Raw genomic sequence first — 23,782 nt, 5'->3', positions numbered from 1 at the left:
CAAGATAAAAAAAATGTGCTTTATTGCACATTTTTAATTTTTACTTAATTAATTTTTTAATTTTTGGAAGTAATGAATTTAAATCCATTTCAAATTTTTTCATTACATCATCAGGTTTTCCAGAAGCTCCAAAAGTATCGATTCCAAAGTTATATTTTGCAAATTTAGTTCAACCAAATGTTGTTGCTGTTTCGATTGAAATGGCTTTATTTATATCTCAAGAAATATTTTTAAAATCAAAAGAAGGAAGAGAAACTAAATTTAATTTAAGTTCTTTTGCAATTTTATAAGCATTAGCTAAATCTGCTCCTGTAGAAACTAAAGTTCATTCACTTGAAGATTTTAAAACATGATAAGCTCCTTGAGATACTTTATTTGCATTTGTTTCTTCTAAAGAAGTAATTGCTTGTCTTGATAAAACTAATACAGAAGGATTAGATTTTGATTCAAGAGCTAATTTAAATGCTCCTAAAACTTCTTTTTCATCAGCTGGCCTGTACACTTTAAAGTTTGGAATAGATCTTCACATTGCTAATTGTTCAATTGGTTGATGTGTTGGTCCGTCTTCACCTACTTGAATACTATCATGAGTAAAAATGTAAATAACAGGTAAATTCATTAATGCACTTAGACGTGCTGCAGGTTTTAAATAATCACTAAAAGAAAAATATGTGGTTACAAAAGTTTTAAAGTTAGAATGTAAAGCAATTCCATTAGCAATCGAAGCCATAGCAAATTCTCTTACACCATATCTAATATTTCTTCCTTTTTTATTTGAAATAGAAAAATCTCCATCTCCTCCAAGGCCTTTAGTTGAAGAGCCAACATCAGCACTTCCTCCGATTCATCTAATATCATTTTTATTTAGAAAATCAATCACTAATCCACCAGTTTCGCGAGTAGCTTTATTTTTAGGAAGCTCTACTTTAATGTCAATACTTTTAGTTGCTAAGAAAGTCTCAAGAGATTTAGAAGCTTTAAAATTATTAAAAGCTTTTTTAGAACGAGTATGCAAAGTTTTTTTGTAGTGTTCAATTACTTCAATTGGTAGATGAAAATCATCACTATATTCTCAATTTAATTTTTTCTTTAAATTACTAAAATCTTCTTTTGTTAGAGGAGTACCATGAACTTTTGTAGTTCCTGCTTCAATTGAATCTTCGCCAATAATTGTTCTTACTTCAATAAAAGAAGGTTTTGAATTCTTTTTAGCAATTTCAACTGCTTCATTAAAATTTTCATTTGTAGCTGAAATATGTTGGAACCCAAAAGATTCTACCATTTTTTTAATATCTACTTTAGAAACATTTTCAACAGGAGTATCAAGTTGAATACGATTTGAATCATGAATTAAAATTAGTTTATTTAATTGATTTGTACCTGCAAATTGCATTGCTTCATTTGCAACTCCTTCTTGTAAATCACCATCTCCTAAAAGAACATATGTAAAATGGCTTATTTCATTAAATCTTGCATTTAAATTTGCTTCAGCAAGAGCTATTCCAACTGCAATAGCAACCCCTTGTCCTAGAGGTCCTGTTGTAGCTTCGACTCCTAGAGTATGTAAATATTCAGGATGTCCAGGTGTTTTAGAATCTACTTGTCTAAAATTGTGCAATTCTTTTACATCTAAAAGTCCTATTGCTCTTAATTGTGCATATAATAATGCTGATCCATGACCAGAACTTAATATAAAACGATCACGGTTAATTCAATTTGGATTTTCCACATTAAAATTTATGTGATTTGAGAAAAGGTTATGCATAATTTTTGCAGCTCCTAGAACAATTCCGGGATGACCACTATTTGCTTTTAAAATTTGAGCAATTCCATTCACTTTTAGTGTGTTAATTGCTAAAGTATCTAATTTATTTGTATTCATTTTTTTCCTTACATTCTTCCGCTATAAATCATCTTTATATTTGCGGGATTAATATCGATTAAATTAATAATGTATTCATTGATTTTTGTTCTTAGTAAATTCATTAATTTTTCAAGATTTGCTTTTTTAGTTAATTTGAAAGAAAATCCAATTGAAACATTTGTGCAATTATTTGTAATTTGAACTTCTGTATTTTCAATATAAATATCTTGACTCACACGATTTGCAGCTTGTTTAATGATTTTATGAAAAACATCTTGATTCAAGTTATATGTATAATTTAATCCATAATTTATTGTTAAGTAGTCTAGCATTATTTGTTATTTCCTTTTCCCATGTACTTACCAGTTTCAGAAGAAACAATAATTATTTCGCCTTCTTTGATAAATAATGGAGTTTCTAGTTCAAAACCTGTTTCAACTTTTACTTTCTTTTGAGGATTAGAAGAAGTATTTCCTTTTACAGCCTCAGGAGCATCTATTACTTTTAATTCAATATTAACTGGAATTTCAATATCTAAAATTTCATCTGCAAATTTTCTAATATGAACTTTTGCACCTTCAACAAGAAAATTCATTTCCCATTCAACTCTTGTTTTTGGAATGCTAATTTGCTCATAAGTTGCATTGTCCATTAAAACAATATTTTCACCTTCATCATATAAAAAATTCATTTCAATTTTTTCAATATGAGCTTTTTTAACTTTGTCTCCACCAGTATAAGATTTAATTGTTATTGCACCAGTTCTTAGGTTTTTAACTTTTGCCTTTACTGAAGCTTGTCCTCTTCCTTGTTTTGAATGTTGTGCTTCAATCACACTAAAAATTTCATCTTCTTCTTGAAAGGTAATTCCATTTTTAAAATTATTTACATTTACCATATATCCTACTTTCTACTTAGAACTCTATGTCCTGTTTCTGTTACAAGAACATCATCTTCGATTCTTGCTCCACCAATTCCTTCGATATAAATTCCAGGTTCAACTGTAATAACCATTCCAGGCTCTAAAATTTCACCTTTTAATCTTTGGGCAACAACAGGTAATTCATGAACATCAATTCCTAACCCATGTCCTGTCGAATGAACAAAATACTTGCCATAACCCTTTGAGTCAATATATTCACGACAAATTTTATCGATCTCAGAAGTACTAATTCCAGGTTTTACTGCATTTCTTCCTCTTTTAGCAGCTTCTTCTACAATTTCTAGTATTTCAACATATTTAGGATCTTTTGCTTTTTCCTTACCTCCAAGAATGAAAGTTCTTGTTATATCTGCTGCATATCCTTGAAATTGTGCTCCAAAATCAATTGTAACAATATCTCCTTCTTCTAAAATTCTATCACTAGGCTTTGCATGAGGCATTGCTGTATTTGGGCCACTAGCAACAATTGTGTCAAAACTTTCCTTTTCAGCACCATGACGTCTTAAAAGGTATCCTAATTTGTGGTCAATTTCTTTTTCACTTACTCCAGGTGTTAAAAATGACTTAAGCATATCAAAAGCATTCAAGGAAATATCAATAGCTCCTTGAATTTTAGAAATTTCAACATCATCTTTTAATATTCTTAATGTTTGAGCATCAAAAAATTTAAATTTTGCATCAGGTATAAGATTTTTAATTTTGTTAAATCCATCTATTTTCAAATAGTCTTTTTCTAATGCAACTACTTGGTATTTTTTTTGTTGAACAAAAGTTTTTAAACTATCTTTTAATAATAAATGAACTTCAACATTTCTTGCATTTGTCTTTGCATATTCAATATATCTACCATCTACAAAAAGATCCGCTCTATTTTTTTCAATGATAATAAATCCATCACTTGTCATAACATCAGCATATCATTTTCTAGTTTGATATGAATCTGAAATAATTACATCGGCTTTAGTTAGTTCAAAAACTTTTTCAATATATTTACGATTCATCTAATAAATTCTCCCTCAACAACTATTTTTTCTCTTTGTGAGTTACATGAGAATTACATTTTGGGCAAAACTTTTTTGTTTCCAATTTTTCTGTATGCAATTTTTTATTTTTCTTTGTAATGTAATTTTCCATTTTACATTCTTCACATCTTAAAGTGATTCCATCACGTGCCATTTTTCCGTCCTTTAAATTTTGTTTCTTTTTGAAACTATGTTTTAAATAAAATTATATATATTAATTGTACATTTTTATTGTCCAAGTAATAATTTTATTTCTTTATCATAAATAGGTATATTTTCAACTCAAGGAGTTTCTAGAATAATTGGAATATTTTTAAATTTTTCATGAAAGACAATTTTTTGCAATGTTTCAAAACCAATAAATCCTTTCCCTATATTTTCATGTCTATCTTTTTTTGAAAAAATATCATTTTTAGAATCATTTAAATGAATCACTTTAATATATTTTAGTGCATCAATTTCCTCTAAGTGATTAATAAAAACTTCTAAATTTTTAATATCATAACCAGCATCTCAAACATGACATGTATCTAAACAAAGTGCTAGACGAGGTGATTTTATTTTTTCAATTAAATTAGTTAATTCATTAATTTTTGTTCCGATTTCAGTTCCTTTTCCACTCATTGTTTCGAGTGCAATCACAACATTTTCGGTTTGATCTAGAATTTTAATTAAAGCCTTTTCTAAAATTTCATAAGCTATTTCTTTTGAAAAAGTTGTAAAGGCTCCAGGATGTAAAACAAGATATTTAGCTCCAAAAAATGACATTCTTCTAATTTCTTCAATCAAAAAATCAGTAGCAAAATCAAATTTATCTGGATTTGCACAATTTGTAATGTAAGGAGCATGAACTATAATATTTTCGGGCACAATTATTTTTTCAAAATCTCTTTTATATTCTTCAATTTTATATTTTGAAACATTAACACGTTTTGAATTTTGTGGTGCTCCTAAATAAATCATCATTGCATTAGCTTTATTATTGTAAGATGTTTTTGCTGCTCCAAAAAGATAATCAGGAGCTTTGAATTCTACATGAGAGCCAATTATAATTTTGTTTTCTTTCATACAAACATTTTACATTGATATTATTATCTTTATTAATTTAGTTTTAATTGACTTAAGATTTTTTGATAATAAAAATTTTTTTCTTTCCTTGCCTAGCAAAAATAACTCCATGTGTTAAATTAGAATCTTTTAATATTTGATCAAAATCAGTAATTATTTCAGCACCAACAACAAGCCCTTTTTGCTCAATTAATTTTCTTATTTCATTTTTTGATTTAAAAATTTTTGCTCTATCTAAAATATCAATAATTTTTTCATCATTAGAAAAATTTACATGATTCACTTCAAAACTATTAATAATAATAGAAACCTCACTTTTACTTAAATCATTTATTTTTCCATTTTTAAATAAAATATTTGAGATATTTTCAACTTCATTTAAAGCATTTTTTCCATGGATGCGGTTTACAATATTATTTGCAAGCATTTTTTGCCCATATCTTTTTTCAGGATTTTCACTATGTTTAGTAATAATTTCCAAAATTTCTTTTATTCCTAAATCAGAAATAAAATTGAATAAATTCAATAAATCACTGTCATTTTGATTCAAAAGAAATTGATACATTGTATATGGGCTAGTTAGTGAAGGATCGAGATAAATAGCTCCTTGTTCACTTTTTCCAAATTTTGTCCCATCAGATTTTAATAGAAGCTTGATTGTAAAACCTCCACTAAAACTATTTTCCCCATTTCTTTTTCTAATTAATTCAAGACCTGTCGTAATATTCCCTCATTGATCTGAACCTCCAAATTGAATCCCTACATTATGATTTTTAAATAAATAATGAAAATCATTTGCTTGAATTAGTGAATATGCAAATTCAGTAAAAGAAATCCCACTTTCAAGCCTATTTTTAACTATTTCTTTTGATAACATATAAGAAACTTGAATGAATTTTCCAACATCTCTTAAAAAATCAATGAAACTTTGATTTTTGTAAAAATCACTATTATTAACAATTTTTGCATCCGGAAGAAAATGTTTAATTTGCTTTTTAATTGCTTCTGTGTTCTTTTTTAAAGTATCTTCATCAATTAAAATTCTTTCGCTTTTTTTGCCTGAAGGATCACCAATTCCTCCTGTTGCTCCACCAATTAAAGCGACTGTTGGAATTCTGTGTTTTTTTGCAATTAAAAGTACATTAATAACAACAAAGTTTCCTAAATGAATGCTTTTTGCACTTGGATCAAAACCTACATAAATACCCATTTTATTTTTTAAAGAATTTTCAATTTTTTCAATATTAGAAATATCTTGAATCAGATTTTTCTCTTGCAACTCTTTTAAAAAACTATTCATATTTCCTCCGTATTTTTAACCAATAAATTTAATTATTATAATGCACAAAGATAATGTGTTAATATAAAATTATGAGAAAAAAATTATTAATAGGAAGTATTATTGCTTCAACAGCAGCAGTTTCAATTTTAATTGCTGTACCAGTTGCAATTTTTTCAATGCAGCAAATAGAAATTCAGCCATTGAATTTAAATCAAAAATTATCAGATGTGGAATCAAATTATTTAAGTAAAGAAAATGATTTAGAGAATTATTCAAGGTTGCATGCAACAGAAATGCAAGATAATGTTTTAGTATACTACAATTCATGAGATGGTGTTATTCAAAGAATGTCACAATTTAGTAGTTTACTAAAAATTTTAGAAATTAATCCAAATAAAAAAATTTATATTTTAAGTAATTATGATGAAGGTTTTAGCAATAAGAATTATTCTTTAATTACAGCAAAATATAAAAATGTGATTTTTAAAAAAATCCCTAATGCTAATAATGCTTCCAGAATTGATTCATGAAGCAATGCAGAATTTGAAAATATTAAATTGGAAAATCCAGGAAAAAAATTTGATATATTTATGCCAGCTGAAGTTTGATATCAAAATGCAATGAAATTTGTTAGCAATATAAAAAATAATGATCAGGATGGAGCTGTCGCCATAATTGACAAATATAAAGCTTTTTTTGAATTTAATTCTATAGCATTTATTACTGATGGATCTGCAGAAAGAACTTATATTGATGACAATATTTTCAATTTTTATTCTTTTTCAAAAAACAAATTTAATTCTGCAACAAAAACTTTTCAACCCTCAATTGATTTAAAGAAAAAATTCTTACAAAATGAACCTTCATTTGAATTAAATATTCAAAATGCATCATTGTTATGACAATCTTTAGTGTCTAATGATGAAAATAATTTAAAACCTAATTCTACTTCTCAAAATGTTTTCTTTTTTGCAAGCACAGATATGATTAGAAATTTAAACGATTCTTCAACATCATCTTTATCTCTAAATGATAGTTTTAGTGGTTGATTTGATCCGTTTTATTCAAGCAATTTAAGAATTTTAAAAATGTATACTTCATTAAGTCAAGAAAGTAAAACTCTTTTTTTAAGTGTTATTAATTCTAGTAATATTATTGTTGAAAATTCTTTAGATGATATGAATAATAATTTAAATATTGTTTACTCAGGAAATATTATTTTTGATAATGATATTTCTAATTCTGATTTATTTGCAGAAACAGAAGCAACAAGAATTTTATCTTTATTGAATAAAACAATTACGGAAAATCCAAACCAACCAATTCATCAAATTAAATTTATTTTTAAAGGGCATCCAAGAGATAGATTAATTTCAGAAGGTCAAACACTTGATTATATTAAAACATTAAGAGAAAAAGTTGAAATGAGAAAAAATTTATTTGAAAGTACAAAAAAACTTAACCAAAATGAATGATTAAGATTTTGAGATAAAAATATTCCATTTGAATTTTATTTGCTAAATGGCTTTATTGAAAATAACCCATTAAAAAATAAATTGGTGAAAATGTATACTCAATATTCAACAATTTTACATTTATTAGAATCAGAAGATCTTTTAAATACTGTTTCGAATATTATTATTTCAGAAGAAGGTCGTAAAAATATTGTTGAAAAATTTTATGGTAATTCTTCAAAAATAATTGATAGCAAAAAAATATTAATTCTTTAATTAATATTTTTTTTTATTTTTTCATAAAGTGTTTTTGCAATAGATTTTGAAAGTATTTTTTCTAAATCTTCTAGAGAAGCATTGTAAATTTCACTGTAATTTTTAAAATTTTCCAATAATTTTTTTTCAGTTTTAGGCCCTATACCTTTAATCGAAAGTAAAAATCCTTCCAAAGTATTTTTTGTTCTTAAAGAGCGGTGATGAAATTTAGCAAATCTATCTACTTCTTCTTGAATAGATTTTAAAAATATCAATAAAGAAGCATCGCTAATTTCTTCTCTTTTTTCCTTTAAATTAATAATATGACTTGTGATGTGTTTATCATTTTTTACTAAACCAATAACTTTAAGCTTTATAAATAATGATGCTAAAATTTTTTTTACTTCTCTTACTTGAGCAAGGGCTCCATCCACAATCAAAAGATCAGGAATTGGATTTTCTTTTTTGGAAAAATATCTAAAACAAGCTTCTTTCATATATTCAACATCTGCTTTTCTATCACCCGTTTCTAAATTAAATTTTTTATAATTTTTTTTGTCTTTTAATCCATTTTTATAACTAATAATTACTGAAACTGGTGAAAAATTATTTGTATTTGAATTGTCAATCACAAGAAAATGATTAAGATTTTTCGTTTCAAGTAATTCTTCTAATTTTTCAATATTATTTATTGTGATTTCTTTTTTTCTTTCAAATTCTAAAATTTTAATTTCTCTTTTTTCATTAGCACTCATTATTGCATTATCTAAAATATTTTTGTAGGTTCCTCTTTTAGGATTTAATATTTCAAAATCAAAATTCAGATCATTATGTGTAAACTCTAATGAAATAATTAATTCATCAGGTAGCAAATTTAAAGTGTAATATTCATTTATAAATTTTCTAATAGTTTCTTTTCCATCACTTAATTTTTCTAAAACAAAATCCTCACTAGATAATAAGGCTCCATATCTATAAAAAAGCATATTTAAAAATATATAGTTTTTATCTTCTGAAAATCCAATAACATCAATATTTTTATCATTTTTTAATTCAACAACTTGATTGTTTTTTAACTCTTCTAAAAATAGTATTGTTGATTTTATTTCATTTGCAATTTCAAATTGAAAATTCTCAGCACTTAAAAACATTTGCTTTTTCAAGTCATTTATGTATTCTTTGTTATTTACACCTAAAATATTTTTTACTTTTTTAAATTGTTCTTTCCAATAAGAGGCATTTTTGTTTACAACTGGCAGTCCTTTTTCAAATTTTGTTTCTCTTATTAATAAATTGATCAAAACTTTTGCTCCAAAACCCGTTGGGAAAGGTCCATAATAAAAGCTATTATTTTGCTTTTTATATCTTCTTACCATTTTTATTTCAATATCATTTTTTAATAGTGATATTTTTATATAAGGATATCTTTTATCATCTATTAATAAAATATTGAAACTTGGTTTATGTGTTTCGATTAAATTTCTTTCCAATATCAAAGCTTCTTTTTCGCTAGTAGTAACAATTACTTCGTATGAATCTATGATTTGAACTAATTTTATAGTTTTGTAAGAATTTAGCATTCCACTAAAATATTGTTTCATTCTACTTCTTAAATTTTTGGCCTTTCCAACATAAACAATGTTGCCATGTTTATTTTTTCAAAGATAAACACCAGGCTTTGTTGTTACATTATCTAAATCTAAAGTTTTATTCATGATTCTAATTTTAATACACAACTAGAAAATGATAATAATTTTGAATTTATTTAAATTTTTTTCGCTTTAGTTTATAATTTATATAGTTTAAAAGGTGAGAATGAAAAAGTACTTATTATATTACATAAGAAAGAATAACCCTTACTTTTGACAGTTACAAACAGAAGGGAATAGTGAGCCAATTGCCCATTTCAAAAGTAGACATGATGCAATAAATTTCTATATTGCGAATCGGATAGAAGGTTCTATAATTTTTCAAGATTCGTATAGTATTTTTGTTGGGGCAATAGTTTCGAAAAAAGCAAATGAAAAAATGAAGTATCAAATCAAAATTGCTAAATTGCAAGAAATTATAACTCTAGAAGATAAGGAAGTTTATAAATCTTCCCTAGCAAACGAATTTCAAATAAATTTATTAACAAATGAAGATGCTTTAAGTCTTGTGTCGAGAAAAAATAATTACAGTAATACTTTCATACTTTATAGAAAAAAAACCATTAACCTAGGAGAATAAAATGAATCAAAATTGAAGACCAAACAACCCAAATAACCAAAATAGAACAACTAATATACCAAATACAAGAACAACAATAATTACAGATCCAAAAACAGGAAGACCAGTTCAAGTTCAAACTTACCCACAAGGTAATCAACCTCAAAATGCTTCAATGAGAGCAACAAATACAATTGGAAGAACTCAAACTAATACTCACTCATTAGCTCCTCAAACAGCTGTATTGAGAACAAATAGTTTAGTTCCTGCACAACAAAGAAATACTAATGGATTACTTGTACCTGTTGCTCCACAATATGGAACAACAAATCAACAACCAATTAGAAGAAACGAAATTCTAGAAGAATTACAACTTAGAAAAATTGCAGCAGAAGAAACATCAAAATCAAATAAAATTTTATTTTGAATTTTTGTAACAATTATAATTTTAGCAAGTATTGCAGGTATTATATTATTAAGCTTATGAGGAGCAGGAATTTTTCCACCCCAATAATTTAAAATTAAAATTCGCATCAAATTAAAAAAATCACTTTAAAGTGATTTTTTTAATTTGAAATTATTTCACTAATTGTCTAAAATTTCATCTTCATTTATCAGCTTTTAAATAGATTTCATCCAGCATTGGTTGAATAACATTTGTTCCCTCGACTGCATCTGTAAGCTCAATAATTTTTCCTAAAGACTCAACAACGTTATTGGAAATAAAAGTTAAATCATATCATTTGGTTTCAATTTCTTTAATTGCACTTAATTCCAATTGATTTTTATAAGAACCAACTGGCAATGCATCATGCATAACAATTTTTTCAGCAACATCATCATACATTTCTCTTAAATCTTTAAATAATTTTTCAGTTTCTTCATGAATTTCAAAAAAATGAGACCCCTTAACATTTCAGTGTAAAGAATAAACATTATTTGTAAAAACCATAATTGAAGCCTGAAGCTTTCTTAATTTTTCGATATTTTTCATATAGCTTTCCTCTTTCTACAAATTCCTGAGAATTCTCTTAAATTATAACACTTATTTGATCTGCATGATTTTATAATATTTAATACTTTTATGTTTTTATTCCAAAATAGGTATAATTTTTTTATGAAATTAATAATTGGTCTAGGGAATCCAGATCCTAAATATCAAAAAAATAGACATAATGTTGGCTACATGGTTGTAGATAAAATTTTGGAAAATTTACGTTTAAAAATAAATAAAGAAAAATTTTCAGGTATTTTTGTAAAAACTGAAGAATTTATTATTGCAAAGCCAACTACATATATGAATTTAAGTGGAGATTTTGTAAAAAATATAAGTACTTATTTTAAAGTAAGTCCTAATAATATTTTAATCATTTATGATGATATGAGCTATGAAGTTGGCCAAGCAGCAATTAAACCAAAAGGTGGGTCCAATGGGCAAAATGGAATAAAAGATATTCTTTTAAAAATGAATACAGAAGAAATTCCAAGACTGAAAATTGGAATTGGTAAAAATCAAGAAGCAGCAAAACATGTTTTAAGTGATTTTACTTTGGAAGAATTTAAAATCATTGATTTAGTAATTAATCAAGCAGCAGAAGCAGCTATTTCTTTTTTATTCAATGACATAAGAATTGTGATGAATAGTTATAATAAATAGAAAAATTATATATAATAAGTTTTTAATATTGAGTTTGAATAAACAATCTAAATAAAAGAAATTAAAATTCTTATAATAAGGTAAAGGAGATAGAAATGTCAGAATTAGACAATAAAAAAGATAAAAGCAAGGACAGCAACAAAAAACCTAAAAAACCCGGTGCATTTAGTATTGGTAATATCATAATTTTTGTAATAGTTGCCTTGCTTTTAATTTGAGTTGTTTTTGCTTTTCTTCCAAATAATCCAGGAACCAATAAAAGTTTTGATGGATTTTTAAAAGATTTACAAGATGCAGCAAGATTAGGAGATGATACTATATTTTTTAGAAATATATCTTTTGATGTTGTTTTATCAAGATTTAATGTAACTTTTGTAAATGGAGCAACTACGAGTTCTTATTTTGTAAATTATCCAAGTTCGGTTGCTTTTCAAAATCTACAAATTCCTGGTACTACATTTACAGGGCTTGAATTAGCCACTTTAGCAATTGCTAACACTTCAGCTAGTGGAATAGGTACACTAAATTTTTCAGGACTTGTAACTCCAACTAATCAAGCATTAGCAATTCTTTTATCGTTAATTCCTACATTTTTATTTGTTGGTATTATCTTTTTTGTTTATAAAATGCAGTCCAAAGCAAACGGCGGTATGGGTGGATTTAATCCAGGAAAAAACCAAGCTGAAAGAATTTATACAAAAATTAAATTTTCTGATATTGCAGGAAATGAAGAAGTAAAAGAAGAAGTTGCAGAATTAGTAGATTATTTGAAAAATCCAAAAAAATATTCTGCTTCAGGAGCAAGAATTCCAAGAGGGATTTTATTAGGTGGTCCTCCAGGAACAGGAAAAACTTTACTTGCAAAAGCAACTGCCGGTGAAGCGAATGTACCTTTTTACTTTATTTCAGGTTCTAACTTTGTTGAATTATTTGTCGGAGTCGGAGCTAAAAGAGTTAGAGAATTATTTAAAGAAGCTCGTAAATCATCTCCAGCTATTATTTTTATTGATGAATTAGATGCTGTTGGAAGAAGTAGAGGAGCAGGAATAGGTGGAGGTAATGACGAAAGAGAGCAAACTCTTAATCAATTACTCGTTGAAATGGACGGAATGACTGAAAATAGTGGCCTTCTAGTTATGGCTGCAACTAATAGAACAGATGTTTTAGATCCTGCTTTATTAAGACCTGGGCGTTTTGATAGAACTGTTACAGTAGGACTTCCAAATGTGAAAGATCGTGAAGCTATTTTAAAATTACATGCTAAAGGAAAAAGAATTTCTAGTGAAGTTAGTTTTCAACAATTAGCAAAAAGAACCCCAGGGTATTCAGGAGCTCAATTAGAAAATGTTATTAATGAAGCATCTTTATTATCTGTAAGAGAAGACACTAAAATAATTACTTTAGAACAATTTGATGAAGCAATTGATAGAGTAATGTCTGGACCTGCTAAAAAATCAAGAGTAATTACAAAAGAAGAACTAACTGCTGTAGCATATCATGAAGCAGGTCATGCTGTTGTCGGAACTCAATTAAGAAAAGGTGTAAAGGTTCAAAAAATAACCATTATTCCTCGTGGTTCTGCAGGGGGCTATAACTTAATGATTCCTGAAGAAGAAAAATACAATTCTTCAAAATCTGAATTAATTGCAATGATTACTTCATTTATGGGTGGTAGAGCTGCTGAGCAAATTATTTATGGCGAAAAAGAAGTTTCTACAGGCGCAAGAGATGATATTAAAAAAGCTACTTCAATTGCTAGAAAGATGGTCACAGAATGAGGTATGTCTGATTTAGGTCCAATTATGTATGAAGAAGATACCTCTAATCCTTTTTTAGGGAGAGATTATACAAAAAATCAATTATTCTCAGATCACATTGCAAGAGAAATTGATACTGAAGTAAGGAAAATAATTCTTACAGCAGAGCAAAAAGCTATTGAAGTTATTCAAGAGAATCGTGAAATGCTTGAACTTATTAAAGAAGCACTTTTAGAAAATGAAACAATTGTTGATGAAGAAATTCAATACATTGCAAAAAACTTAAAATTACCATCAATGAGAACAAAAGCCAAATCAGAAAATGTTAATCAAATCAGAAATGTTGATGAATTAGTAAAAGAAGTTAAAGATCAAACTCTAATTATCAAAGACAAGAATGACAAGAAAATAAAAGATTCTGAAAATAATATTAAAACAGACGAATCTTTAGATATAAAATAAAAAGCAAGAGTAATCTTGCTTTTTATTTTATAATAGTAGAAATATTTTAAGAAGGTAAAATGTATAATCACAACGAAATCGAAAAAAAGTGACAAACAAGATGAGAAAAAACAAAAGCATTTAAAACAACAAATAAATCTAAAGATAAATTTTATGCATTAGATATGTTTCCTTATCCTTCGGGATCAGGATTGCATGTTGGTCACCCTGAAGGCTACACAGCTACAGATATTATATCTAGATATAAAAGGTTAAAAGGTTTTGATGTTTTGCATCCAATAGGTTGAGATGCTTTTGGACTTCCTGCTGAGCAATATGCTTTATCAAGTGGAAAGCATCCTCAACCATTTACATTAAAAAATATTGAAAATTTTAGAAGACAATTAAAATCTTTAGGATTTAGTTTCGATTATGAAAAGGAAGTAAATACAACAGATCCTTCTTATTATCGTTGAACACAATGAATTTTTAAACAAATTTACAAAAAAGGTTTAGCCGAGATTAGAGAAGTTGATGTTAATTGATGTCCTGGATTAGGTACTGTTTTAGCAAATGAAGAAATTGTTGAAAATGATAAAGGAGAAATGGTTTCTGAAAGAGGATCATTTCCAGTTTATAAAAAACCTATGAAACAATGAGTTTTGAAAATTACTAATTACGCTGATAGATTATTAGAAGATTTAAATTTATTAGATTGACCTGATTCTTTAAAAAAACTTCAAACCAATTGAATTGGAAAAGAAGAAATAGATGGAAAAATAACTTATAAATTGCAAGATTGAATTTTTGCAAGACAAAGATATTGAGGTGAACCTTTTCCTGTGTATTTTGATGAAGATAACAATGTTTATTTGATTGATGAACTTGTTGAATTACCTCATATGGAAAATATTATGCCTTCTGGAACAGGTGAAGGACCTTTAGCAACAAATACAGAATGAGTTCAGTATAAAAAAAATAATAAAATTTTTAAAAGAGATACAAATACAATGCCTCAATGAGCAGGAAGTTGTTGATATTATCTTGCATACATAATGAAACAAGAAGATGGAACTTATTTACCAATTGATTCAAAAAAAGCTTATGAAGCCTTTAGTAAATGATTACCTGTTGATTTATATATTGGGGGTCAAGAACACGCTGTTTTACACTTGTTATATGCAAGATTTTGGCACAAAATTCTTTATGATTTAAAAATAGTCCCTACTAAAGAACCATTTCAAAAATTAATTAATCAAGGAATGATTCTAGGTAAAGATGGTCAAAAAATGTCAAAGTCTCTTGGAAATGTTGTAAATCCTGATGAGATTATTCAAAATTTTGGAGCAGATACTTTAAGAGTTTATGAAATGTTTATGGGACCTTTAACAGATACTAAGAAATGAAATGAATCTACTGTTGAAGCTACTTATAAATGGATTTTAAGAGTTAAAAGAATTTTTCAAATTTTTATAGAAGACAAATCTAAAATAAATTCATTACATAAAGATGATCAATTTATTTCAGAACACAATCTTTTGATTAAAGAAATCACTCAAGATATTGAAGATTTGAAATTTAATATTATGATTTCTAAATTAATGATTTTTGTTAATTCTCTTTATAAAAAAGAAAAAATTTATTCATTAAAACCTTTAAAAGATTTTGCAATTATGTTTTCGACAATTGCTCCACATATTTCAGAAGAATTACTTGAATCTTTAGGCGAAAAAGAAATTATGTTTCAAAGTTGACCAACTTATGAAAATAATAAAATTTTACTTACAAAAGATATTGTAGCAATTCAAGTAAATGGAAAATTACGTGAAACTTTTGAAATAGAAAATGATTGAGATGAAAAAAGAGTTATTGAAGAAGCTAAAAAACTTCCTAATGTTAAAAAACATTTGGAAAATAAAATTATCAAAAAAGAAATTTATATTGCAAAGAAAATTTTAAATTTTATTATTTAAAATAAAAAAGCCTTTATGGCTTTTTTATTTTGTTCCAAAAATTCTATCACCAGCATCACCTAAACCAGGAATAATATATTTATTCTTATCTAAATGATCATCTTTGGCAGCTAAATAGACATTTACATCAGGGTGATTTTTTTCAATCAAATCAATACCATCTTTTACACCAACTAAACAAACAAGTTTAATATTGCTAAATCCTCTTTTTTTCAATGATTTAATAGCATCATTTGCGCTACCACCAGTTGCAAGCATTGGATCAACTACTAAGATTAGAGAATCTTTTTTCACATCTGGAATTTTGTAAAAATATTCCTTTGCTTCAAAAGTTTTTTCGTCACGATATAACCCTATATGACCAATTCTAGCTTGAGGTACTAAATTACTAATGCCATCTGTCATCCCTAAACCTGCTCTTAAAATAGGTACAATAACAATTTCTTTATCAAAAATTTTCCCATTAGCAAGACTACCTGTAGAAGTCTTAACTTGAAAATCTTTTGCTTTATAATCTCTTAGAATTTCATAAACCATCAAAGAACTAATTTCATTTAAATTGGCTTTAAAATCTTTATGATTAGTTTTTTCGTCTCTCATGACTGTCAATTTTATTTCTATTAAAGGATGATTAATAATATGTATCATTTTATTGTTTTCCTTGCTCTTTAACAATTGCTACAGCAGCACTTGTTCCAAATCTTCTTGCTCCTGCTTTATATAAATTTTTCATGTCATTTAAATTTTTAATTCCACCAGAAGCTTTAATTGCAACTTTATCTCCTAAAATTTCTTTGAACACCTCTATATCTTCAACTTGGGCTCCGCTATAACTAAATCCAGTAGAAGTTTTTATGAATTCTGCTCCAGATTGTAAAACAATATTTGTAGCATCTTTAATCCCTTTTTTATCAAGTAAAGCGGTCTCGATAATTACTTTTAAAACTTTATTACCCATAACTTCTTTGATTTTTTTAATTTCATTTAAAACATAATCATGTTGATCATCTCTAAAACGACCAATATTGATTACCATATCTATTTCATCTGCTCCATGATCAATTGCAAGTTTTGCTTCAAAAACTTTTGCTTGCATGCTCATTGCTCCTAGTGGAAATCCAACAACAGCACAAACTAAAACATCACTTCCTTTTAGTTTTTCTTTTACATATTTAACTCATGAAGAATTAACACAAACACTTTTAAAACCATATTCTTTTGCTTCAGCAATTAATTTATCAACATCTTTTGTAGTAGCTTCAGCTTTTAAAAGAGTGTGATCAATCATATTATTAAATTTCATCTTATTCTATCCTTTCAATAATGATATTTTGTTTTTGAATTTGAGATTCATTTATTTTTATTGCCTTTAGTAAATCATCAACTAATTTTTGCTCTATTTTTTTTGAAGAATATAAAGTAAATAAAACATCACCTTTTTTTACTAAATCATTAGTTTTTTTATGAAGTTCTATTCCTGCTTCATAATCTATTTTATCTTCTTTTAAATATCTTCCAGCACCTAAATCATTAGCAACTATTCCAAAAATTTTTGCATTAATTATTTCTAAAAATCCATTAGTATAAGATTTTACTTCTAAAGATTTTTTAGGATTTCATAATTTATCTTCTCTTAATTTTTTAGTATCTCCACCTTGTGCTTCAATAAAATTGTAGAATCTTTGTAATGCGTTTCCAGAATTCATAACATTTTCAATCAAAGTATTTGCATCTTTTTCAGTTGTTGCTATTTTACTTGTAAGTAATAAAGATTCTACTGTTGTATATGCTAGTTCTTTTAAATCAGGATAATTATTTGGATTTTCAAAGAATTTTTTAACTTCATAAACTTCATTACGATTTCCAATCATTTTTCCTAAAGGCTCATTCATGTTTGTAATTTCGGCTTTAACGGTTTTATTTGCTAGATGACCTATTTTTACCATCAATTTTGCTAATTCTCTAGCTTTATCTAATGTTTCAATAAAAGCTCCAGTTCCACATTTTACATCTAACAAAATAATTTCTGCACCTGAAGCAAATTTTTTTGACATAATACTAGCTGCAATTAATGCAATTGAATCAACAGTTCCTGTGTCATTTCTTAAGTCATAAATTCTTTTATCAGCAGGAGCTAAGTTTTTATTTTGGGATACAAGAGCAAAATTTATTCTATCTACTTGCTCAATAAATTTTTTTTCACTAATATCAATTTTAAAACCAGGAATTGATTCTAGTTTATCAAGAGTTCCTCCTGTAAAACCTAAACCACGACCACTCATTTTTGCCATTTTTATTCCTAAAGCAGCAGCCATGGGCCCAATGATAAGAGTCATTTTATCTCCAACCCCTCCTGTAGAGTGTTTATCAGCCTTTGGACCTTTCAAAGAACTTAAATTAAGTTTTTCTCCAGAATCAAGCATAGCTAGTGTTAGATAAGTGATTTCCTCTTCATTTAGACCATTTAAAAAAATTGCTGTATTTAGTGCGGTCATTTGGTAGTCTTTTATTTCATTAATCATAAATTTAGAAATAAAAAAATCAATTTCTGTTTTTGTTAAAGATTCTTTTCTAAGTTTTTTTTGAATTATATCTGTAGCTTTCATTTTTTTCCTCCCTAAAATAAAAAAATGGAACTTTAAGCAAGTTCAAGTGCTAGTTCCATCATTTTTGTAAAATTATTTTGTCTTTCTTCTGCGCTAGTTTCTTCTTTAGTGATTAAATTATCTGAAATAGTTAAAATACAAGCAGCATTTTTATTAAGTTTTTTTGCATTAACAAATAAAGCAAATGATTCCATTTCTACTGCACGAGATTTTGTTTCTTTAATTGTATTTTCTAAGCTTCTTGTGCTATAAAACACATCACTTGAGTGTACTCTACCTTCATGTAAATTCATTTTTTTGCTTTTTGCAATTGTTCTAATTCGATCATTTAAAATTTTTGAACCTTCAATTTCATGAGTAGACTCATTTAAAACTAATTTTGCAAAACTATTACTATCAGAATATGAGCTAGTTGCCAATAAAATGTCATAAAGTTTTAAATCTTTTTCATAACTTCCAGCACTACCAATTCTAATAATATTTTCAACTCCATAAAATTTAAAAAGTTCATATGAATAAATTCCTATTGAAGGACAACCCATTCCAGAAGCTGCAATTGTAATTGCTCTTCCTTTATATGTTCCTGTAAAAAATAGCATATTTCTTACATCATTAACTACTTTAAAACCTTTATCTAAAAAATTCTCTGCAATGTATTTGGCTCTTAAAGGATCTCCTGGCATTAAAACGGTTTTTGCAATTTCTCCAACTTTAGCTTTTATATGTGGTGTCATGTTTCCTCTTTTCTTACTATTAGTATTTTACAAATAAAAATAAAAATTGCCTATAAAAAGGCAATTTAAATTTTTGAAATTAATCAATTGAAATTTCTGCACCTAATGCTGCAAAAGCGGCTTTAATTTCTTCAGCTTCTTCTGGTTTAACATTATCTTTTAATTTTGCAGGAGCACTATCAACTAATTTTTTAGCATCCATTAATGAAAGTTCTGGGCTAATTTCACGTACTTTTTTAATAACTGGAACTTTATTTCCTCCAGCATTTTTTAAAGTTATAGTAACTTCTGTTTTTTCAGCAACTTCTGCTCCACCAGCAGCTCCACCTGCAACAACAACAGCAGAAGGATCAATACCAAATTCTTCTTTCATTGCATTTACAAGTTCCATAACTTCTTTAATGTTCATTTCTTTTAATGATTGAATAAAACTTTCTTTTGTTAGTTTTGCCATATTTTTTCCTCTTTTATATTTATTATTTATGTTAAGCTTATTCAGCTTTTATGTGTTTTTCATCAACTAGCATTTTTAGCCCAAGACTTACTTGTTGTAAAGGTGCTAACATTGATCTTGCTAAAATTGTTAAAGCTTCTTCATATGTTGGAAGAGTAGCAATTACTCTAACTTCAGCATCTGAGACAACTTTTTCTTCATAGATTCCAGCTTTAATTTTAACAAATTTATTTTTCTTTTCAATTTCAGCTATTTTTTTAATAGTAGCATTTTTGTGCTCTTCATCAAAAAATACAAAAATATTTGGTCCAAATAAATAAGAGTCTAATTCCTTAAACCCAGCTTTATCTATAGCTAATTTAACAAAACGATTTTTAAAAACCATTGTATTTGCAAGGTGATTTTTTAAATCATTTCTTACTGATTCAAGTTCAGAAGCGCTTAATCCTTGATATTCAAAAACAATAAGACCAGCTGAATTTTTAATAAGTTTCGAAATAGTTTTAACTGTCGCTACTTTTTTCTTACGATTTTCTGTCACATTTCCTCCTTATATTTTTAGTCAATATATGAATACAACATAATATACTCGATAACAGATTAAGTTTATTTCTAAACAGTTATTGTCTTAATATATTGCTTTTTTAATTTTAACAAATTTTAAAATTTTTAAAAAATAAAAAATAAAAGAGCTTTTGCTCTTTTATTTTTTATTAGTTTTTAAATATTGAGTTACTAGATCAAAATTTGTTTTTTTAAAAAAACAAAGACCAATTGCTTTTTTACCAGTATGAATTGCAACTACTGAAGGAATAAGTTTAATAGTTATTTTTTTATTAACTATAGATTCAATTTCACTAGCAATTTCTTTTACATCATCATTTTTAGAATGTAAAAGCACAACATCATATAAACTAAGATCCTCTTTTGAAATTTCTTCAAATCTCTTTTCAGCTAATTTAGTAATACTTTTTCTAAAATGTCTTCCTTTTCCAGCTTTTTCTAATTTACCTTCTCTAACTTCAATAATAGGAACAATATTTAATAATTTAGCTAGTTTAGCAATTGCAGGAGAAACTCTCCCACCTTTAACTAAAGCAGTTAAATTTTCTGGAATCAAATGAAGAGTTGAATCTTTTTTACCTTCAAGTAAAGCAATTCCTTGTTGAACTGTAATTTCACCACTTTTTAATTTATTTTCTAATTGCTCTAATTCATATGGAATTAATTGAGCCACTCCATAAGAATGAATTATAGAAACATTTTTTAAATTTTTGCTCATTACAAGTAAATTATTGTATTGACTACTTAATTCAGAAGATAGCGGATAAACAATAACAGCATCATATTCATTAGATAATTTTTCAAATAATTCTAAAGAATATTTTGGTGGAGTTGTTCCAGTTTTTATAACTGAATTACTTTTTCAAAATTGATATAAATTTTCTGAATTAATTTCAATTCCATCTAAATAAGTTTTATCATCTATATCAATGATTAAAGGTAAAAAAAATCACCCTTTTTTTTCTGCTTCTTCTTTTGTTAGTCCACTTGAAGAATCTACTACTATTGCATGTTTCATTATGATAATAATTATATATAAAAACTAATTCTTGATTATAATTTTAATAATATGGCATTAATTTTTAAGCAAAGCAACAATTTTTACATAAATTTCAATAATTTGGAAGAAGACTTAAGAATAAAACAAAGTAAAAATTTTTGTTTTATTTATTCTAAGGAAAAACTTGTAGCTTTAAATATTTTTGATTTTGATAAATTTTCTTATTTAAAAGAAGGTTTTTCAATTTTAGCATTTAAAGAAAAAAATATTCTTCTAGAAGAATTCCCAGAAATTTTTAAAGATTTTATTTTTCAACCTTTTTACCTTGTAGGATTCATTGAAAAAATTGAAAAACATCCAAATAGTGATAAATTAATAATTATAAATATTAAATCAAACAAAAATTATAAAATTGTTACTAACAGGATTGATTTAAAACAAGGTGAAAAATTAGTTTTTGCTACTTCCAATTCATACTTACCAAATGGATTGAAAATTTCAAATTCTAAAGTAGTCAATATCGAAAGTGAAGGAATGATCCTTTCTTATAAAAGTTTAAATTTAAAAAATAGTGATGAATTAATTAAATCAGATTTTGAAATAGGCAAAGAATTTGTTTTTTAAATACTAAAACTTACTTTTGGAATTTTTTTGTATTTTACTTCTAAAGAATCAAGAATTTTTTTGCTAATAATATCATCTTCAGTTCCATTGTATTTATCTTCTTCATAATAAAGTTGATTAATTCCAACTTGTGCAATAATTTTTGCACAATTTGAACACGGGAACAAACTAACATATAAAACGCATTTAGAATCTATTTGTTTGTTTGCGTTCAAAATTGCATTAATTTCAGCATGAATAACATAAGCATATTTATTGTCTGCTGCTTTTTCATTATCTCTTTTTCAAGAAAAATTTTTATCATCACCACGTGGCATACCATTATAACCAAGAGAAACAACCCTTTTATTGTCATCTACTATACAAGCACCCACTTTTGTATTTGGGTCCTTACTTCTTAATGCACTAACTTTTGAAAGAGCCATAAAATATGAATGTCAATCTAAAACTTTATTTTCCATAAAATAATTTTACATTTTAATTAAATAAAGAAATAAAAAATGACCCCTCAAAGTCATTTTTAGTTATTAATAAGAGAGGAGGTTATTTTCATAACTTATAGAGACATTATAATTATTTTTCAATAATTGATAATCTAATTGAAATTCAACTGATCAATATTATTATAACATTAAAATTTAAAAGTCTCAAAAATTTATCATAAATTAAAATGCTATAATTAGAAGACTTTAAGCATAGAAAAAATAAGGAGATATTAATGAAAAAAATATCATGATTTAAAAGACTTTTTATGTCTTGAGAGAAATTCGAAAACTATTTTAAACAATCACTTAGTGAAAATGCAGATCCTAATTTGATGACTAGAAATCAAGAATTAGAAACTCTAAGAATTGAACTAGAAAAAAAATTAGCAGTTCTTAATAATTCAAATGAATCTCTTGTTAAACAAATAGAAAACGAAAAATTAAATGCAAGTGATTGAAAAAATCAGCTAATAAAAAACCAAGAAAATTTAAAATATCTTGAAGCTAGTCAAAAAAATTTAGAAGAACAAAAAACTAACAAACAATTAGAACTAGAAAAAAAGAATTTGGAAATTGAAAATCTTAGGTCAAAAATTATCAATCATGAAAATGAAACTGAAAATTGAAGAAGAGAAATTTCTCATAAATTAGTTCCTCTTGAAAAAATTCAAGAAACATTTTTTGGATCTTGAAATAAAGGTAAGGGTGAATTAGGGGAATTGCAATTAGAACAAATTTTAATTCAATCAGGATTAAATAAAGATAATTGAATTTCTAATCTAAATGTTTCTAATAAAATTAAAGATAATGGCCAAAATGAAAAAAATGTTGTTGAATTTGCTTTAAGATCAACAAATGCCAATAAATGAATTCCTATTGATTCAAAAGTTTTGGAACCTTCAATTATTGAAAATGAAATTTTTCTTGATAAGAATTGAATAAGTTCTCTAGAAACACAAGTTAAAAAAATCTCTTCTCTATATTTAAACAAAACTTATACAGAATCATATGGAATGTTAGTTATTCATAATGATTTAATTTATTTAAAACTATATCAAGAATATCCAGATGTTATTAAAAATGCAATCGAAAAACATAAAGTACATATTCTATCTCCTTCTACTTTTATTCAATTTGCTTGAAATTTAGATAACTTATTAAGTTTTGCAACTCAAATGGAAAAAGGAGCAAATTTATACAAACATGTTCTTTCAACTTTTGAGACTTTAGACAAATTTACAAAAAAACTTTTGGCTGTTCAAAAAGATTTTGGGATTGCTATGGAATCTCATTATCCGACTTTAGAGAAAAAACAAGATAAATTTAAAAAATTAATTGATAAAGATCCTATTTTATTAGAGGAAATAAATGCAATAGATGAAGAATAAAAT

25 protein-coding genes are annotated in these 23,782 nt (G+C 26.3%); 8 read left to right on the top strand and 17 right to left on the bottom strand.

From position 1 onward, the window contains the following. Positions 1 to 40 precede the first annotated feature (40 nt). The 7 genes from MMOB_RS03000 to tyrS all read right to left on the bottom strand — a co-directional run bounded on the left by MMOB_RS03000 (position 41) and on the right by tyrS (position 6,197). Positions 41 to 1,882 (bottom strand): transketolase, encoded by a 1,842-nt coding sequence (locus tag MMOB_RS03000; RefSeq protein ID WP_011265073.1) that lies wholly within the window; start codon positions 1,880 to 1,882, stop codon positions 41 to 43. Between the two features lie 8 nt (positions 1,883 to 1,890). Next, positions 1,891 to 2,196, bottom strand: a complete 306-nt coding sequence (locus tag MMOB_RS02995) for an MMB_0454 family protein (RefSeq protein ID WP_011265072.1) — start codon at positions 2,194 to 2,196, stop codon at positions 1,891 to 1,893. Then, the gene (efp, locus tag MMOB_RS02990; RefSeq protein ID WP_011265071.1) at positions 2,196 to 2,762 is read right to left on the bottom strand and encodes an elongation factor P; all 567 of its coding nucleotides are present in this window, start codon (positions 2,760 to 2,762) and stop codon (positions 2,196 to 2,198) included. Before efp ends, MMOB_RS02995 begins: the two co-directional genes overlap by 1 nt. A 5-nt stretch (positions 2,763 to 2,767) precedes the next feature. After that, entirely contained in the window at positions 2,768 to 3,808 is a 1,041-nt protein-coding gene (locus tag MMOB_RS02985) for a M24 family metallopeptidase (RefSeq protein WP_011265070.1), read from the bottom strand. Positions 3,809 to 3,830: 22 nt separating this feature from the next. Next, positions 3,831 to 3,983, bottom strand: coding sequence for a 50S ribosomal protein L33 (gene rpmG / locus MMOB_RS02980; RefSeq protein WP_011265069.1), 153 nt, complete (start codon positions 3,981 to 3,983; stop codon positions 3,831 to 3,833). A gap of 74 nt (positions 3,984 to 4,057) precedes the next feature. Continuing rightward, complete coding sequence (locus MMOB_RS02975; protein ID WP_011265068.1) at positions 4,058 to 4,897, bottom strand: deoxyribonuclease IV; 840 nt, start codon at positions 4,895 to 4,897, stop codon at positions 4,058 to 4,060. 52 nt (positions 4,898 to 4,949) lie between these two features. Continuing rightward, positions 4,950 to 6,197, bottom strand: a complete 1,248-nt coding sequence (gene tyrS, locus MMOB_RS02970; RefSeq protein WP_011265067.1) for a tyrosine--tRNA ligase — start codon at positions 6,195 to 6,197, stop codon at positions 4,950 to 4,952. Positions 6,198 to 6,268: 71 nt separating this feature from the next. On the opposite strand from tyrS, the gene MMOB_RS02965 reads away from it, so the two are divergent. Further along, a complete protein-coding gene (locus MMOB_RS02965) occupies positions 6,269 to 7,909 on the top strand; it encodes a hypothetical protein (RefSeq protein ID WP_011265066.1) in 1,641 nt (546 codons plus the stop codon). On the opposite strand, the gene MMOB_RS02960 is transcribed toward MMOB_RS02965, so the two are convergent. Continuing rightward, positions 7,906 to 9,603 carry a GIY-YIG nuclease family protein gene (locus MMOB_RS02960; RefSeq protein WP_011265065.1) on the bottom strand — a complete coding sequence of 566 codons (1,698 nt, stop codon included), beginning with the start codon at positions 9,601 to 9,603 and terminating at the stop codon, positions 7,906 to 7,908. The two genes, MMOB_RS02965 and MMOB_RS02960, sit on opposite strands and share 4 nt — an antisense overlap. Before the next feature lie 100 nt (positions 9,604 to 9,703). Here MMOB_RS02960 and MMOB_RS02955 point away from each other — a divergent pair, with 100 nt between their 5' ends. Both MMOB_RS02955 and MMOB_RS02950 read left to right on the top strand, forming a co-directional pair. Further along, the gene (locus MMOB_RS02955; RefSeq protein WP_011265064.1) at positions 9,704 to 10,117 is read left to right on the top strand and encodes a hypothetical protein; all 414 of its coding nucleotides are present in this window, start codon (positions 9,704 to 9,706) and stop codon (positions 10,115 to 10,117) included. Position 10,118: 1 nt separating this feature from the next. After that, the gene (locus MMOB_RS02950; RefSeq protein WP_011265063.1) at positions 10,119 to 10,610 is read left to right on the top strand and encodes an MMOB5430 family gliding machinery internal complex protein; all 492 of its coding nucleotides are present in this window, start codon (positions 10,119 to 10,121) and stop codon (positions 10,608 to 10,610) included. A gap of 63 nt (positions 10,611 to 10,673) precedes the next feature. On the opposite strand, the gene MMOB_RS02945 is transcribed toward MMOB_RS02950, so the two are convergent. Then, a complete protein-coding gene (locus MMOB_RS02945) occupies positions 10,674 to 11,090 on the bottom strand; it encodes a Dps family protein (RefSeq protein ID WP_011265062.1) in 417 nt (138 codons plus the stop codon). Positions 11,091 to 11,213: 123 nt separating this feature from the next. Between MMOB_RS02945 and pth the strand changes: the two genes are divergently transcribed. The 3 genes from pth to MMOB_RS02930 all read left to right on the top strand — a co-directional run bounded on the left by pth (position 11,214) and on the right by MMOB_RS02930 (position 15,924). Then, the gene (gene pth / locus MMOB_RS02940) at positions 11,214 to 11,753 is read left to right on the top strand and encodes an aminoacyl-tRNA hydrolase (RefSeq protein ID WP_041362970.1); all 540 of its coding nucleotides are present in this window, start codon (positions 11,214 to 11,216) and stop codon (positions 11,751 to 11,753) included. A 95-nt stretch (positions 11,754 to 11,848) separates the two neighbouring features. Further along, complete coding sequence (gene ftsH, locus MMOB_RS02935) at positions 11,849 to 13,972, top strand: ATP-dependent zinc metalloprotease FtsH (RefSeq protein WP_011265060.1); 2,124 nt, start codon at positions 11,849 to 11,851, stop codon at positions 13,970 to 13,972. Between the two features lie 59 nt (positions 13,973 to 14,031). Then, positions 14,032 to 15,924, top strand: a complete 1,893-nt coding sequence (locus MMOB_RS02930) for a class I tRNA ligase family protein (RefSeq protein WP_011265059.1) — start codon at positions 14,032 to 14,034, stop codon at positions 15,922 to 15,924. Positions 15,925 to 15,948: 24 nt separating this feature from the next. On the opposite strand, the gene upp is transcribed toward MMOB_RS02930, so the two are convergent. The 7 genes from upp to MMOB_RS02895 form a co-directional block, all read right to left on the bottom strand. Next, positions 15,949 to 16,572, bottom strand: a complete 624-nt coding sequence (gene upp / locus MMOB_RS02925) for a uracil phosphoribosyltransferase (RefSeq protein ID WP_011265058.1) — start codon at positions 16,570 to 16,572, stop codon at positions 15,949 to 15,951. A 1-nt stretch (position 16,573) separates the two neighbouring features. Next, positions 16,574 to 17,227: a deoxyribose-phosphate aldolase gene (gene deoC, locus MMOB_RS02920; RefSeq protein ID WP_011265057.1), complete on the bottom strand. Its 654-nt coding sequence runs from the start codon at positions 17,225 to 17,227 to the stop codon at positions 16,574 to 16,576. Between the two features lies 1 nt (position 17,228). Further along, positions 17,229 to 18,530, bottom strand: a complete 1,302-nt coding sequence (locus MMOB_RS02915) for a thymidine phosphorylase (protein ID WP_011265056.1) — start codon at positions 18,528 to 18,530, stop codon at positions 17,229 to 17,231. A 32-nt stretch (positions 18,531 to 18,562) separates the two neighbouring features. Then, positions 18,563 to 19,264 (bottom strand): purine-nucleoside phosphorylase, encoded by a 702-nt coding sequence (deoD, locus tag MMOB_RS02910; RefSeq protein WP_011265055.1) that lies wholly within the window; start codon positions 19,262 to 19,264, stop codon positions 18,563 to 18,565. A gap of 79 nt (positions 19,265 to 19,343) precedes the next feature. Then, positions 19,344 to 19,718: a 50S ribosomal protein L7/L12 gene (gene rplL / locus MMOB_RS02905; RefSeq protein ID WP_011265054.1), complete on the bottom strand. Its 375-nt coding sequence runs from the start codon at positions 19,716 to 19,718 to the stop codon at positions 19,344 to 19,346. Positions 19,719 to 19,755: 37 nt separating this feature from the next. After that, positions 19,756 to 20,259, bottom strand: coding sequence for a 50S ribosomal protein L10 (rplJ, locus tag MMOB_RS02900; RefSeq protein WP_011265053.1), 504 nt, complete (start codon positions 20,257 to 20,259; stop codon positions 19,756 to 19,758). 162 nt (positions 20,260 to 20,421) lie between these two features. Then, a complete protein-coding gene (locus MMOB_RS02895; RefSeq protein WP_011265052.1) occupies positions 20,422 to 21,300 on the bottom strand; it encodes a DegV family protein in 879 nt (292 codons plus the stop codon). A 51-nt stretch (positions 21,301 to 21,351) separates the two neighbouring features. Here MMOB_RS02895 and tapR point away from each other — a divergent pair, with 51 nt between their 5' ends. Then, positions 21,352 to 21,906 (top strand): TyrS-associated PheT N-terminal domain-related protein TapR, encoded by a 555-nt coding sequence (gene tapR, locus MMOB_RS02890; RefSeq protein WP_011265051.1) that lies wholly within the window; start codon positions 21,352 to 21,354, stop codon positions 21,904 to 21,906. Here tapR and MMOB_RS02885 read toward each other — a convergent pair. Continuing rightward, positions 21,903 to 22,367, bottom strand: a complete 465-nt coding sequence (locus tag MMOB_RS02885; RefSeq protein WP_011265050.1) for a deoxycytidylate deaminase — start codon at positions 22,365 to 22,367, stop codon at positions 21,903 to 21,905. The two genes, tapR and MMOB_RS02885, sit on opposite strands and share 4 nt — an antisense overlap. Before the next feature lie 257 nt (positions 22,368 to 22,624). On the opposite strand from MMOB_RS02885, the gene rmuC reads away from it, so the two are divergent. Next, positions 22,625 to 23,779 carry a DNA recombination protein RmuC gene (gene rmuC, locus MMOB_RS02880; protein WP_011265049.1) on the top strand — a complete coding sequence of 385 codons (1,155 nt, stop codon included), beginning with the start codon at positions 22,625 to 22,627 and terminating at the stop codon, positions 23,777 to 23,779. Positions 23,780 to 23,782: the final 3 nt, after the last annotated feature.

Origin of the sequence: Mycoplasma mobile 163K (assembly GCF_000008365.1) — a bacterium.
Lineage (GTDB): Bacteria > Bacillota_I > Bacilli_A > Mycoplasmatales > Metamycoplasmataceae > Mycoplasma_J > Mycoplasma_J mobile.
Note: the sequence above shows the minus strand (reverse complement) of the source record. Positions and strands in the feature narration are given on the sequence as shown.